Annotated in this window: 13 protein-coding genes; 3 read left to right on the top strand and 10 right to left on the bottom strand. The window is 66.7% G+C overall.

Features of this window, described 5'->3' with window-relative positions:
- The first annotated feature begins 2 nt into the window (after window positions 1-2).
- A complete protein-coding gene (locus MUN73_RS13890; RefSeq protein ID WP_250141090.1) occupies window positions 3-698 on the top strand; it encodes a class I SAM-dependent methyltransferase in 696 nt (231 codons plus the stop codon).
- An 85-nt stretch (window positions 699-783) separates the two neighbouring features.
- Here MUN73_RS13890 and MUN73_RS13885 read toward each other — a convergent pair whose 3' ends face one another.
- From MUN73_RS13885 to MUN73_RS13850, 8 genes are all read right to left on the bottom strand, one after another.
- Window positions 784-1,506: a DUF7345 domain-containing protein gene (locus MUN73_RS13885; protein WP_250141089.1), complete on the bottom strand. Its 723-nt coding sequence runs from the start codon at window positions 1,504-1,506 to the stop codon at window positions 784-786.
- A gap of 2 nt (window positions 1,507-1,508) precedes the next feature.
- Window positions 1,509-2,294 (bottom strand): hypothetical protein, encoded by a 786-nt coding sequence (locus MUN73_RS13880; RefSeq protein ID WP_250141088.1) that lies wholly within the window; start codon window positions 2,292-2,294, stop codon window positions 1,509-1,511.
- Window positions 2,295-2,556: 262 nt separating this feature from the next.
- A complete protein-coding gene (locus MUN73_RS13875; RefSeq protein WP_250141087.1) occupies window positions 2,557-3,675 on the bottom strand; it encodes a helix-turn-helix transcriptional regulator in 1,119 nt (372 codons plus the stop codon).
- A gap of 195 nt (window positions 3,676-3,870) precedes the next feature.
- Window positions 3,871-4,107: a hypothetical protein gene (locus MUN73_RS13870; RefSeq protein WP_250141086.1), complete on the bottom strand. Its 237-nt coding sequence runs from the start codon at window positions 4,105-4,107 to the stop codon at window positions 3,871-3,873.
- A gap of 274 nt (window positions 4,108-4,381) precedes the next feature.
- Window positions 4,382-5,149 carry a DUF7001 family protein gene (locus tag MUN73_RS13865; protein ID WP_250141085.1) on the bottom strand — a complete coding sequence of 256 codons (768 nt, stop codon included), beginning with the start codon at window positions 5,147-5,149 and terminating at the stop codon, window positions 4,382-4,384.
- A gap of 126 nt (window positions 5,150-5,275) precedes the next feature.
- On the bottom strand, window positions 5,276-6,166 hold the full coding sequence (locus tag MUN73_RS13860) for an NAD-dependent epimerase/dehydratase family protein (RefSeq protein WP_250141084.1): 891 nt from the start codon (window positions 6,164-6,166) through the stop codon (window positions 5,276-5,278).
- 74 nt (window positions 6,167-6,240) lie between these two features.
- Complete coding sequence (locus MUN73_RS13855; protein ID WP_250141083.1) at window positions 6,241-7,731, bottom strand: DUF5059 domain-containing protein; 1,491 nt, start codon at window positions 7,729-7,731, stop codon at window positions 6,241-6,243.
- A 260-nt stretch (window positions 7,732-7,991) separates the two neighbouring features.
- On the bottom strand, window positions 7,992-8,921 hold the full coding sequence (locus MUN73_RS13850) for a sulfide-dependent adenosine diphosphate thiazole synthase (RefSeq protein ID WP_250141082.1): 930 nt from the start codon (window positions 8,919-8,921) through the stop codon (window positions 7,992-7,994).
- Window positions 8,922-9,116: 195 nt separating this feature from the next.
- Here MUN73_RS13850 and MUN73_RS13845 point away from each other — a divergent pair, with 195 nt between their 5' ends.
- Together MUN73_RS13845 and MUN73_RS13840 are read left to right on the top strand one after the other, a co-directional pair.
- Window positions 9,117-9,506 (top strand): FxLYD domain-containing protein, encoded by a 390-nt coding sequence (locus tag MUN73_RS13845; protein WP_250141081.1) that lies wholly within the window; start codon window positions 9,117-9,119, stop codon window positions 9,504-9,506.
- A 15-nt stretch (window positions 9,507-9,521) separates the two neighbouring features.
- A complete protein-coding gene (locus tag MUN73_RS13840) occupies window positions 9,522-11,042 on the top strand; it encodes a flippase (RefSeq protein WP_250141080.1) in 1,521 nt (506 codons plus the stop codon).
- 48 nt (window positions 11,043-11,090) lie between these two features.
- Here MUN73_RS13840 and MUN73_RS13835 read toward each other — a convergent pair whose 3' ends face one another.
- Window positions 11,091-12,203 (bottom strand): acyltransferase, encoded by a 1,113-nt coding sequence (locus tag MUN73_RS13835; RefSeq protein ID WP_265339233.1) that lies wholly within the window; start codon window positions 12,201-12,203, stop codon window positions 11,091-11,093.
- A gap of 205 nt (window positions 12,204-12,408) precedes the next feature.
- Window positions 12,409-13,863, bottom strand: a complete 1,455-nt coding sequence (locus MUN73_RS13830) for an MATE family efflux transporter (protein ID WP_265339259.1) — start codon at window positions 13,861-13,863, stop codon at window positions 12,409-12,411.
- Between the last annotated feature and the right edge of the window lie 65 nt (window positions 13,864-13,928).

Below are 13,928 nucleotides of genomic sequence, written 5' to 3'. Positions count from 1 at the left end.
GCATGGGCTCGGAAACTGCACAGGAGTTCTACGGTCGCTGGGCGTCACTCTACGACCTGATCGCGCGTCGAACGCCGGGCATCCCGCGACTTCGCCGACGGGCGGCCGCCGCCTGTCGACTCGATCGCGGCGACACCGTCGTGGAGATGGGCTGTGGAACCGGCGCGAACCTGCCGTACCTGCGCGAGCGCGTCGGTCCCGAGGGAACCGTTATCGGCGTCGACTTCACCCGACCGGTCCTCGATCGCGCCCGCGAACACACCGCCGAGTACGACAACGTCCACGTCGTCCGCGGGGACGCGACGCGGCCGCCGATCGGCCGCGCGAACGCGGACGGCCCGACCGTGGACGGCAGTGTCGATGCGATTCTCGCCACCTTCGTCGTCGGGATGCTCGCGGATCCGGCCGGCGCGGTCGACGACTGGTGTGACCTCGTCGGCCCGGGCGGTCGCGTCGTCCTCGCCAACGCCGCGAGCAGCGACGCGTGGTACGCCCCGCCGGTCAACGCCGCCTTCCGGGCGATCGTCGTCCTCTCGACGCCGCCCACGACGAAACTGCGCTACGAGGACGACCCCCACCGGCGACTCGACGCGAAGGTCGACGCCGCCCACGCGCGACTGCGCGATCGATCGGCCGCGATCGCTGACGAGACGCACGTCTTCGGCGTCGTTCGACTGACCGGCGGGCGGATCGAGTGACCGCGATCCGGTCCCGATCGGAGCGGTACGGAGCCGGGCGTCAGTTCGGGGACCGAAAAACGCCAGAATGGACCGCAACCGTTCGTTAGCCGTCGTGACGGCGCCCGATCGCGATTCCGAGAACCGCGAGCAGGGCGGCGGCCGTCACCGGAACGCCGAACCCGGGAAGCGAGTCGTCGGCGGGGTCCTCCGCCGCTGACTCCTCGCCGGACAGTGAGAACGTCGCTTCGAATCCGTCGAGCGACGTGCCGGCGTTCCAGCTCGCCTGCCCGTCCGTCTCGGCGTCCGGCGTCGGTGTCGTCGTCTCGACCGTCGACCCGTCCGGGCCGGAGACGACGACCGTTCGATCGGGCTCGTACCCGCTCGCGAACGGTTCGGTCACGACGAGCCGATCGTCCTCGACCGCCGCGAGCCTCTCCCAGGTCACCGAGAGCACGACGACGCCGCGCTCGTCGTCCGTCGTGCGGACGTCGATCGAATCCGCCGTGACCGTCATCTCGCGGTCGACCTCCTCGCTCGCGTTCGCGGCGACCGACCCCGTTCGATCGGCGAACCGATCGAGCAATTCTGCACGGGTCTCGTCGTCGGATTCGAGCGACGCGAACGCGTCACGTTCGTCCTCGTCCGAGAGGTCGTACACGCTGACGAGCGACACGGTGGCGTCACCGTCGGCCGTCAGTTCGACGTGTAACATCGGTTCGTCGGCATCGGCGGGATCGCTGGCCGCCACACCGGCACCGGAAGCCGGAGCGGCCAGGAGACCCGAAAGCACGAGTACGACGCCGAGAGCGACGATCCTTCGTTCCATTCTTACTGGCTCCCGGCGTCGTCCTGGGCCTGTTCGTCGCCCGCTTCGGACGCCGGCTCTTCGGTATCCGTCCCGTTCTGCTCGTCCGCGTCCGACTCGTCCTCGTCACCGTCGGTGTCCGGCGTCTCCGGATCGTCGGCGTCCTCGGGCGCGTCGCCATCTGCGGCGGGCGGTTCGATCGGCGCGCCGGGTTCGCGGTCCGCGTCGACCGGCTGGCCGACGCCCTCGCCGGCGATCGATCGGGCGATTTCGGCGACCTCGGGTCCGGTGAGTTCGCTCGCGGTTTCCGCGAGCGTCTGGATCGCGTCGACGTCGATCCCGTGCGCTTCGGGGTTCTCCAGTTCACTTGCGGTCGCCGCCGTGCCGTTGGCCAGCCGCTCGGCCGTCCGCTGTTCCGCCGCGATCGCGGCCATCCGGCCCTCGTACTGGCCGCGGGTGAGTTCGCCGTCCTCGTAGGCGGCGTTCAGTTCCGCGGTCCGGTTCTCGAGGTCCGCGATGCGCTTCTCGACGTCGGCCTGCTGTTCCAGGACGACATCGGCTCTGGCGTCCTCGGTCTGCGCGGCGGCGACCTTGATCCCGTACGCACGTTCCGAGACTTCACCGTCCAGTTCGGCCTCCTGGACGCCGACGACGGCGGCCAGCTGTTCGCCGGGCGCGACGGATTCCTCGTCCTCGGCGTCCTGTTCCTGTGCGTTCGCGGCCGCGCCGACGTCGGCAGCCGCGAGGGGCATCGCCGCCATCGAGACGGCGAGTAGCAGTGCGAGTACGATCTTCGTTGGTCGTCTCATGACGATTGAGACGTGGCGCTCTCGCTCCATATACAGGGTCGATTATCACTCCGGTTCAACGACTATTAACGACGTTTGACACCGTCGGCGACCCCCGGAAACGGTCGTAAATTCGGCGAAACGGTCCGACGCCGTCGTGCGATTACGGCGGTTCGCCCCTCGATCGCGGTGCCCACCTCTCATACGGTTTACTGTACGTCAGTTCCGGCGCAACCGCGATCCGGGCGGCGGTTGCGCCGGTAAATCGGTACAGCAATCCGTATCAGTCCTGTCGCTCTCCGGACTCGATCACCGCGTCCTCCGCCTCGGGCAGGGTGAGAACGTTCTCGCGACCCAGCCGGAACGACTCGAGTTTCCCCTCCTCGCGCAGCCTGCTGACGACCTTGCTCGTCTTCGCGTCCGTCCAGTCGAGTGCCGAGACGACGTCCTGTTGTTTCATGCGGCCGCCCCGTTCCTCGAGGAGGCGGAGGACGCGCTCTTCGTTGCTCAGGAACTCCTCGGGAACGGGTTCGTCGTCCACATCCTCGTCGGTCGTCGCCGCCGGTCCATCCCCGTCGTCGTCGCCACCCGGAATCGGCGCGGGAACGCCGCCCGATCCCCGCCGGCGATACCACGCTGCGACGCCGAGTCCGACGACGCCGAGAACCGCGACGCCGATCGCGATCGTCGAGAGCGACGGTCCCGATCCGGTCGTCCCGGTCGAGACGACCACCCGGGGTTCGCCGGAGACGAACTCCGTTTGCGACCCGCTCCAGATGACCGCGTTCTCTCGATGATCGTCCGGTTCAGGGCTCGCGCTCGTCAGTTCGTATTCCTCGGGCCAGGAGACGATCAATCGGATTCCGTCGTCGAGATAGTAGCCCTCGATCGCGTCCCCGGCGCGCAGTTCGGTCCCATCCGTAGCGGCGAAGCCGTGCCAGTCGAACGTGTACCTGATGATGCCGTACTCGCGGGCCAGCGACTGCCGTTCCGTCTCGACGGCGAACCCGTCGGTCGACATCTCCCGATCGGTCGCGTTGGTCGCCACGGCGACCGTCGAATCGATCCGATCGGCAAAGCGCGTCAGGTAGGGCTCCGGATCCTCGTCGATCTCGGCCGCGACCGACTCGAAGGCCTCGGTCGACTCGTTGTCGTCGAGTTCGACCCAGAACTCCACGGTCCACTCGGCGGAGCCGTCGGCCGCCAGGGCGACGTTCATCCGGACCCGGTCGGGATCGACGTCTTCGGGGGCCGCCGAGAAGCCATCCGGAGATTCGGCGGCGTGATACCCCGACCCGCTCGCGGCCGCACCGGCGACCGAAAGCGGTCCGGAAACGACCAGCGAGAGCGCGAGGGCAATGATCAGCAGCCGGCCGATCGATCGAGGGTTACGGTCGGTCATTCTCGTTCGGGTCCCGACGACGCCGATCCGTTTGCGATCTATCTAGGGGAGAAAAACGGGGAAAGAGACGTCGGAGACGCATCCGTCGAATCACGAAATTCAGTATACTATGGCACTCTAATACGCTTTTTGATCGCTTTCGAAAAATATGACCCCGCTGAAGAATCCGCGAGTCCCGCTCGGGTCCCGGCCCGATCACTTCGTCGTCGGCACGACCGCACCGGGCGTGATCTCGGACACGGCGTCCCCGAGCGAGTCGATCGCACCGTCGAGGAAGCTACTGATCGTTTCGTGCAGATCCGAAACGAAGTCGGGCACCGGCTCCGGGAGGTCCTCCGGCGGGCCCTCGCCCGGCGTTGCCGTTGCTGTTCCGGCCGCCCCGACGAGCAGGGCGACGCTGACCACGATCGCGAGTAATACGTGTCGACTCATGACGATCGGATAGATGGCGGGATGGTTCTTCAACCAGTCACATGTTGTCGCCGTTTTGCGCCGGTTTTCGTCCGATATCGGCGATTTGCCCGCCGGATACGTTGTTTCGGCAAACGAAACACTCCCGATCGCCCCGCCGCGATCACCTGTTCAGGGGGCCGATGCTTCGAATCCCTCGTACTCGCGAACCCGATCGCGGATCGCCCCCGGGATCACCAGCGCTCGCCACGGTACTGAGAGACGGCTCGCGACCGGTCGTGATCCGTCCCGCGACTCAGTCCGTCCCGTAAAGCCGCGCGTGCTCGTCGCAGAACGCTGGCTCGCGAAGCTGTGCCTCGATCAGGTCCCCGTGGTAATGGGCGTTGAAGAGTCGACACCCCTCTCGATCGCAGAACGATTCCCCGGTCTCGAGGTAGTGGACGGCCTGCAGGACGTATCCTTTCAGCGCGTCGGTCGATCGAGGGTCGTCCTCGATCAGGAACTCGCCCTCGACGCGGTTCTCGAGCACCTCGCGCGGCGGCGTGTCGCCGGAGAGCAGCGAGTGCCGTTGCTTCTCCTTGTAGTATTCCTCGGGCTTCGCCGGGGCCTCGTAGAGACCCGGTACCGAGACGAGCGCGGGCTGGCCGAGGACGTTCACCCGCTTGTGCCAGCGGCCGTCGTGGTCGCCCCACGTCCCGATCGCCCGATCGAGGACCGGCACGTGTAGCGTCTCCAGGTCGCGTTCGTCGCCGGGCAAGACGGTGTTGAGCGCCCGCTGGACCTGGATCCCGTCGTAGAGGACGCCGCCCTCTCGATCGGGATCGTCGAGCGCACGTTCCTCGTAGCGGGTCGTCCCCAGCATCGTGTTCCCCGTCTCGCGATCGTACGGCGATCGCACCCGCGCCTCGGCGAACCGTTCCGGCAGGTCGTCGGCGCGGTGCTCCTCGAGGAACCGATCGCGGACCGTCACCGTCGCGTCGACGCGTTCCGCGAGCCAGTCCGCGATCGTATCGACGTCGACGACGGTCGTCGGGGCGCGATAGCAGATGACGCTGTCGACCATGTATGATCTAGTCGTACCACCCGGTGAAACTGTTGCGGTCGCAGGCGAGTATCCCGTTCGCCGCCCGGTTTCAGCCCCGCCCGGAGACGGACGTCGATGATGGCGATCCAGCCGACCGTATCGACGCTACCCGTCCAGAAACGCCGGCCCCTCGACGGTCTCGTCCTCGGCCTCACGCCAGGTGTGATCGGGCTCCCAGCCCAGTTCCGTTCGGGCTTTCGCCGTGGAGAACGCCGATTCCTCGCCCCCGAGGTCACACTGTTCCGGGAGCGCACCGAAGACGGTCTCGATCGCGTCCGCGGTCGGCCGGCCGAGGTAGTTGTCCGCGGCCATCGCGTGGTACGCCTCGTGGCCGTCGATGTCGGCGTGGAGGACGGCGTCGACGATCGAGACCACGTCGCGGACGTCGACGTACGACCAGAAGTTGCCGCTCCGATCGGCCGTCTCGGGATCGAACGCCGCGGCGACCTCGCGGGCCTGGTACTCGCCGGGGTACTGGATCCACGACGGCCGGATCGAGGCGATCGAGATGCCGTGCTTGCGGACCGTCTTCGCGGCGAGTTCCTCGCCGACGAGTTTCGACGCGCCGTAGCCGTCTTCCGGACGTTGCGGATGGGCCTCGTCGATCGGGAGGTAGTCCGGGAGGAACGGCTCCGCGGCGAAAGGCATCCCGTAGAGGCTCTCGCTCGAGGTCCAGACCACGTCCGCGCCGGTCCGACCCGCGGCCTCGAAGACGTGGTAGGCGCTCTCGACGTTGGTCAGGAACGTCTCGGTACCGGTCGTCTCGCCCATCCGCGGAATCCCCGCGAGGTGGACCACCGCGTCCGGATCCTGGGAGAGGATCGCTTCCCAGGCCTGCCCCTGGTCGGTGAGGTCGGCCGCGAGAAAGGTGACGTTCTCGCGCTCGCCCGGGGGGCGCTCGAGGTCGACGCCGACGACGTCGTGGCCCTCGCTCGCGACGTGATCGACGATCCAACTGCCCGCTCCGCCGGTCGCGCCGGTGACGACGAGTTTCATGTCCGATCCCTGCACCTGAACGGCGAAAACCGTGTGGATTTCGACGGTGGCTTGCGATCGACGTCGTCGATTCGTCACTCCACGTCGATGCGCCCGACGTGACCGGCGGCCTCGTGGGGGATACAGCAGAACTCGTGGGTCCCCGCTACTTCGAACGTTCGTACGTACGACTGCCCCGAGACGACGGCGCCGCGGCCGTCGTCCCACCCCTCACGGGCCGCATCCTCGTCGTCGAACCCGCCCGACGCCCAGTACGGAGCGTCGTCGGGGATGGCGTCCTCGTAGGCGGTGACCGTGTGGGGTTCGCCCTCGACGTGTTCGAACGCGACGGTCTCGCCGGCCTCGATCGTCAACTCGTCCGGTTCGAAGCTCGCAGCGTGCATCTCGACGACGTGATCGACGTCCTCGGGAACGCCGTCGACGACGTTCGGCCCACCCGCGAGGTCGTCGTGGTCGTGATCGTGTCCGCCGCCGTGGTCGTCGCCCGGAGCCTCCTCGAGCGCGCCCGCGACGGCGAACTGCGCCCGGAGCGCCGCCGCCGCGAAATCGGCGGCCGCCTCGTCGACGCCGTCGTCGGCTTCGAGAGCCTCGGCGTACGCCTCGAGTTCGCTCTCGAAGGCCTCGTAGGTGGCGTGGTCGGCGTCCTCGACCGCGTCGTGGACGCGAGCCCCCTCGAACCGCTGGAGCGCGTCTCGCGCGACGGCCGCGGCCCCGTCCGGATCGACGTCCGAGAGCGACGCCAGGGCCGCCGCGTCCCACCCCTGGGCCTGGAACGTCGCAAGTGCGGCCGCGTCGGCGGCCGACTCGTCCTCCGCGAGGACGTACGCCGCGTCGATCGCCGCATCGATCGCGGCCTCGGCACCGTCCACGACTGCATCGACGTCCTCGTCGGCCGCGGCCGACGCCAGTCCCGGCAGTTCTCCCTCGAAGGCCACGTACAGGTCCGCGTCGGCGGCGCTGAGTTCGTCGTGCGCGATCGAGTCCTCCCACCGCTCGTCGGCCTCTCCGGCGACTGTCTCGGCCGCGTCGAACCGGTTCGCACGCGCGAGCGCCGCGACGTCGGCGATCCGGGCCGCGAACAGCCCCATCTCGAGCGCGATCGCGTTCCGGTGTGCGAGTCGCTCGCGCTGGGCGGTCCGGAGTTGTTCGTCGGCGATCCCGGTTTCCGTGCGCGTCCGGTCGAGCGACGCCGTTTCGAGCCCCTCCAGACGAAGTTCTTCGAGCGCCTCCTCGAATTCCTCGTAGGCTTCGTGGTCGGTCGCTTCGAGTTGCTCGTGGGCACCCCACTCGCCGGTCGCGCCCTCGAACCGGGCCAGCATGTCGCCGACGATCGCCGCCCCGGTCGAGAACTCGTCGGCGATTCCGAGCGCGAGCGCGTCGTGGACGCGTGCACGGATGGCGTTCCACTCGGCCGCGACGCCGAGTTCGGCGCCGCCGTTTCCGTTCTCGTCACCGGCTTCCGGATCGTCATCGTCCGAATTCGTACTCTGTTCGTCGGTGCAGCCCGCAATACCCGCTCCCGCCATCGCCGTGGCGACCGCCAGGACGGTTCGTCTCGTTGGCATAGTTTTAGGTCGACCTAAAAATATAGTATGGGTTTCGGTGATTCCCACGAACTGGGCGTTTCCGAAAAGCGATCGCCGATCTCGAGGGGCGGAAAGCGGGCTAGTCGCGAGTTTCGATTCCGGACCAGGAAAGATTACGATCGTGTCACGTGCCCTTCGTCCGCCGGTCAGAACCGCTCATACGGATTGCTGTACCGATGTACCGCCGCAACCGCGATCCGGCCGGCGGTTGCGCCGGAACTGACGTACAGTAAACCGTATCAGTCGTCGGCGGGGGTCGCGCGACTGGTGATGTCGACGGGGTCGGCGTCGACGCCGAGTTCGTCGATCGCTTCCTGGGCGGCGCGCTTGCCTGAGACGAGCATGGCCCCGAAGGTCGGGCCCATCCGCGGGAGACCGTAGGTCGTCGCGGTCGCCATCCCCGTCGCGATCAGGCCGTCGTGGACGAGGCCGGTGTGTTCGACGACGGCGTCTTCGCTCTTGCCGACCCACATCGAGTCGTGACCGGGCGAGTCGTGGCCGGGCGCGCCGTAACTGTCGTCACCGGTCTGGTCCATTCCGGTAGCGTTGGCCTCGGCGTCGCCGATGCCGGGCGCGTCGAGCACGCCGCGCTCGTCGAGTTTCTTGACGGCCATGGCGTCGTGACCGGTCGCGTCGATGACCAGGTCCGCCTCGACGGCGATCGGGTCGACGCACGTGATTTCGCGGGGCAGGGCGTGGACCGGCGTCCAGTTCATAACGATCCCCGAGACCTTGTGATCCTCTCGGATGACGATGTCCGTGAACTCGGTCATGTTCTGCATCTTCGCGCCGGCGTCGCAGGCGGCCTTGATGAGGCCGGAACAGGCCTCCGGCCCGTTGGCGACGTAGAGCCCCTCGCTGTCCTCGGACTGCTTGTAGGACACCTCGAGTTCGTCCAAAATCTGCTGGGCAGGATCCCGAACCGTGACCTTGTTCATCAGGAACCCGCCGAGCCAGAAGCCGCCGCCGAGGTAGTTGTTCTTCTCTACGACCATCGTCTTCACGCCGCGCTCGGAGAGTTCCTTCGCCGCGGTCAGCCCCGAGGGACCGCCGCCGACGATGATGACGTCCGAGTCCGAGAAGTCCATGAACTCCTCGGTCCACTCCTGGCCGATCGCGCGCGTTACGTCCGCTTCGCCGACGTCGCTGAACTGATCGAAGTCGCTCATACAACTAGGTGGTAGCAACCAGTGGTGAAAAGTGTATCGTGTTGTCCGGTCGCCCGGTGATCGGTGTTCGCCGCCCCGGGCGAGGAGCAGTTCCGATCGATCCAGCCGATCGACGAGGTCGACTGGGAGACCGTCCAGCGGTAGCCCACCCCGCGTCCCGAACGCTGAAGCCTCGCGGTCACGTAGGCAGGGTCGATGGATCGTCGCGGGTTTCTCGGCGTTGCCGCCCTGGTCTCGCTCGGCGGTTGTCTCAGCTACTTCGAGGAGAACGGCGAGGAGATCACCGAACCTGGCGACGTGAAAATCGTCTACGACGACCTCGTGCGGGAAAGCCCCGGTACCGAGGACGAACGCGTCTACGTCTGGGGGATCGTCAGGAACGTCGGCGACCGCGAACTGAGCTACGTCGAGATCCGGGCGACGTTCCTCGACGCCGAGGGCGAGGAACTCGAGACGGTCATCGAGAACGTCGAAGAAGACGTCAGTTCGGGCGAGGAATGGCCGTTCGACGTCGAATTCCCACAGTTCGGCGAGGCGGCCGCCGAGGTCGAGAGCTACGAACTCGAACCGGCGACGGGAGTCTGATCGGACACCAGTCCCATGACGGATCACGACGAAGGCGTCTCGACGCTCGCGAAACAGGGCGGCATCACGTTCGTCGGGAACGTCGTCAAGGGCGTGCTCGGGTTCGCGATCGTCATGCTGATGACGCGGTTCGTCAGTCCGTCGGTCTACGGGCTGTTCGTCCTGGCGACGTCCGTGATCCTCTTCACACAGGTGTTCGCGAACCTCGGCCTGCCGCTCGCGATCGACTATTTCGTCCCGCAGTACCTCGATGCGGGCGAACGCGGCAAAGCCAAGGGCGTGATCGTGCAGGTGACGGCGACCGTCCTCGTCACCTCGTCGCTCGTCGCGCTCGCGCTCGCGCTCAGTACGGCGCGGATCGGTGCCTTCTTCCAGGAGCCCGCGATGCGGATCGCGCTCCTGTTGCTCTCGGTCACCATCCCGATGCTGGCGATCTACAAGGTCCTGCTGACCTCCTACTACAGCATCAAGAAGCTCCAGTACCGGGTGATCATGCGTGACCTCGTGCGCCCGATCGTCCGGTTTGCCGTCACCGCCGGCCTCCTGCTCGCCGGGTTCGGTCTGCTGGGGTTGATCGCCGGCTACGTGATCGGACTGTTCGTCGCTATTACTGTCGGTACGGCCGTCTTCGTCTACAAGGCGTGGGACCTCCTGACGGCCGACATCGAACTCGTCGCGCCGGGGCCGCTCGTGCGGTACTCCGTCCCGCTCGCGATGACCAGCGTCGTCTTCGTCCTGATGGGGCAGGTCGACTACTTCCTGCTCGGCTACTTCCTTTCCTCCGACGACGTCGGCATCTACCGCGTCGGCTACATGCTCGGCTCCGGCCTGATGATCATCTTCAACTCGCTATCGCCGGTGTTCAAGCCGCTGATCGCCGAAACGCGCGAGGACACCGCGCTCGTCGAGCAACGGTTCCAGGTCATGGCCCGCTGGATCGTCGGGATCACCTTGCCGTACGCGATCGTCCTCTCGCTCGGCGCGAGTTCCTACCTCGCCGTCCTCTATACGCCCCAGTACGCCGCGGCGAACGTCGTCGTCGTCCTGCTGGCCGGCGCGTTCCTCTTCAACGTCACGTTCGGCGGTCCCGACGGGACGCTCCTCCAGGGACTCGGCTACTCGCGGATGGTCTTCGCCAACACGCTGGTGCTGTTCGGTGCGAACCTCCTCGTCTCGATGACGCTCATCCCGATCGTCGGCATCGAGGGCGCGGCGATCGGCTCCGCCACCGCGCTGTTCCTGGTCGGCGCGCTGACGCTGGGCGAGGTGTACCACCTCGACGGCATTCACCCCTTCACGCGGGACTTCGCGAAGGTCGTCGGTGCCGGCGTGCCCGCGACGATCGCCGGCGCACCGATCGTCCTGTTCGTCGACTCGGACCTGGTGATCGTCGCCACCCTCCCGATCGTCGTGATCGTCGTGTTCGTCCTCTCGCTGATCGCGACCGACGCGTTCACCGACGAGGACGCCCAGATGGTCGCCGAGTTCAGTCCGACTCTGCAGAAGTGGTTGCCGGCGAGCCTGCTGAACCGGTGATCGTCGGAGACGGACCGAAGAAGTCGCCGGATCGCCGCCGGCGCCCGGTTAGTTCGGATCGTGACTCCGGTCCGAACGAAGTCGCGGCAGACGAATCCGCCGCTCGCGGATGACTCCCGATTTGCGCGCCGCGACGTAGACGAGCAACGCCCCGAAGAAGGTCGCCGGAGTCAACGCGAGATGCCACAGGAGCGTGGTACCGATCTCGTACCCCATCGCGTGCAGAATCTCTTCCGTCCGCTCCAGAAGGAACAGCACGGTCGGATGGGTGACGTAAATTCCGACGGCGTAGCGTCCCCACGTCGGTACCGGGGTCCCCTTCCCGAGCGCCGGTCGCGAGAGGAGAAACGCGAAGAGGGAGATCGAAACGAGCGCCGTTCCGATCGTGTAGCTCGCCGTATACACGCCGTTAGCGAACGTCTCTCCCGCGATAACGTATCCAAGTACGTACCGTTCTCCGACGTGGAGCGCGGCGAAGAGGGCAGTCGCACCGAGGTAAACCCCGCTCCGGTCGGGCTTTGGCCGCCAGTCGCGAGAGCCGACGTAGTAGCCGAGACTCGTATAGAAGAACCCGAAGAAGAGCGCGTCCCTGACCTCGAACGGCACGTCCACGAACATCGTGTAACTCGCCCCCAGGAGACCGATCGCGTGGAAACAGAGCGAAACCGGCACCACGTACGCCGTCTTATCGGCCCGCACGAAGCAGTAGACGAGCGTCAGCGAGAAGGCGAGGGCCGGAAGGAACCACAGGATGACCGACACGGAATTCCCGTAGTAGAGGAGTTCGAGGGGAGAGAGGAACCTGACGAGTTCGGAGAGACTGCTGCCAACGAGGTCGCTATTTTCGCCACCGTCCCGCGTGACGGTTCCCGCGAGGAAAACCGGCGCGGCGAGCGCCAGCCCGAACGCGTATAGCGAAGCGATCGTGGTCGCCTGTTTGACCAGGTAGGCAGTCGGATCTCGGTCCGCCGTTTTCCGGGCGAACAGGTAGCCTGACGTCACGAAAAAGAACGGAACGGCGAACCGGGCCGTCGAATCTATCGTAAAATTAACCATATTGCCGTACACTCCGAGTCCCCTGAACGGATCTGTGTGAATCATGACAACAAACGCCATCGCAATTATCCGCATCGAATCGACACTGTGTATCCGATCGCTCATTTCCCGTGAGGACCTTATTTCCGAGTATGATCTTTTTGGATCGGACGAACTCTTTCTGACAGTAAAAAACAACGTTCGGGACGAGTCCAGTCGATCCTCGTCTTATCGCACGCTAATTTAGCACTTATCTGATAACGTGGTGGACGTATCGACGGATTCGCTTCCGGCTACGAAGGATGCGACGCGAATCGCTCTCCGACGCGGCTCAGTCGTCCACGAAATCCGTCTCGCTGCCGCCAGCGGCCGTCCGATCGTCCCGCGGCGATCGATCCTCGCCCGACTCGTCCTCGATCACGCCCTCACGCCACGTCCCTCGCCGGAACCAGGCGACGGCGACGACGAACGAGACGGCCATGCCGAACGAGTAGGCCCACCAGATCCCCTCGATGCCCCAGTCGAGCGCACCGATCGTGACGCCGGTGCCCGGAAGCGTGAGCGTCCACGAGAACGCGAGGACGATCGCGACGGGGACCCGGAACACCCAGCGCGAGAGGAACGACAGGGCCATCGCCGCCTTGGTGTTCCCGGCCCCGCGGAGCGCGCCCTGGACGACCATCACGCCCGCGAACAGCGCCCAGAACGGGGCCGTGATCCGCAGGAAGACGACGCCCTCCGCGATCACCGCGGGATCGGCGACGAAGAGCCGGATCGCCTGCGCCGGGAACGCGACGAGGGCGGCCGCGACGGCGAAGATGAAGACCATCGTCGCCGCGGTCGCGGTGCGTGCGACCGCCGCCGCCCGATCGGGCGTCTTCGCGCCGAGGTTCTGGCCGACGCCGGTCGCGGTCGCCTGCCCGACCGCGCCCGAGACCGCCCACGTCACCGACATCAGCCGGACCCCGATCCCGTAGGCCGCCGTCGGCGCGGCCCCGAACCGCGCGACGAAGCCGGCCATCGCCACCGCGGCGAAACTGCGCGCCCAGCCGTCGATCGTCGCGGGGTAGCCGACGTCGACGAGCTGTTTTTGAATCGACAGGTCCGGCACGAGATCGCCGATCCGGAGACGAACCCCGAACCCGCCGTCCAGCAGGATGTAGATCCCCGCCACTGTCGCCAGGCCGCGGGAGATGAACGTCGCGATCGCCGCACCGCGGGTCCCCATCGCCGGGAACGGCCCCCAGCCCAGGATGAAGAAGGGGTCGAGCACGACGTTGATTCCCGCGGAGACGAAGACGAGCCACATCGCCGTCTTCGTGTCACCAGCGCCCTGGAGCGACGATCGGAACGCGAAGAAGAGGAACGTAAGCGGGAGCGCGAGGAAGATCACCTCGATGTAGGCCAGTGCCTCGACGAACACCTGGTCGCGCGCGCCGATGAGCCAGAGTAGGGGTCGCCGAAAGGCGAGACCGATCGCTGCCAGCACCGTCGAGACGGCCAGCGTGAGCAGGATCGTCTGGGCGACGACCCGGTCGGCCATCCGATCGTTTCCCGCGCCGACGTACTGGGAGACCAGCGCGATGGTGGCGGCGGTGATCCCCATCGCGGTCGAGACGAACATCCACGAGAGCGGAAACATCAGGGAGACGGCGGCGACCGCCTCGGCGCTCACGCGGCCGACCCAGAACATGTCCGCCAGGTTGTAGACGGTCTGGAGGAGGTTCCCGAGGACGAGCGGCCACGCGAGTGCCAGCAGTTTCGGGGGGATCGCCCCCGTCGTCATGTCGACCCGTTTGCGATCGGTCGAGGCGTCCGTCTCGGCCACGATCGGTTCTCGTCCGTGTCTCG

The sequence above is a fragment of the Halosolutus amylolyticus genome (assembly GCF_023566055.1).
GTDB classification, from domain to species: domain Archaea; phylum Halobacteriota; class Halobacteria; order Halobacteriales; family Natrialbaceae; genus Halosolutus; species Halosolutus amylolyticus.
Note: the sequence above shows the minus strand (reverse complement) of the source record. Positions and strands in the feature narration are given on the sequence as shown.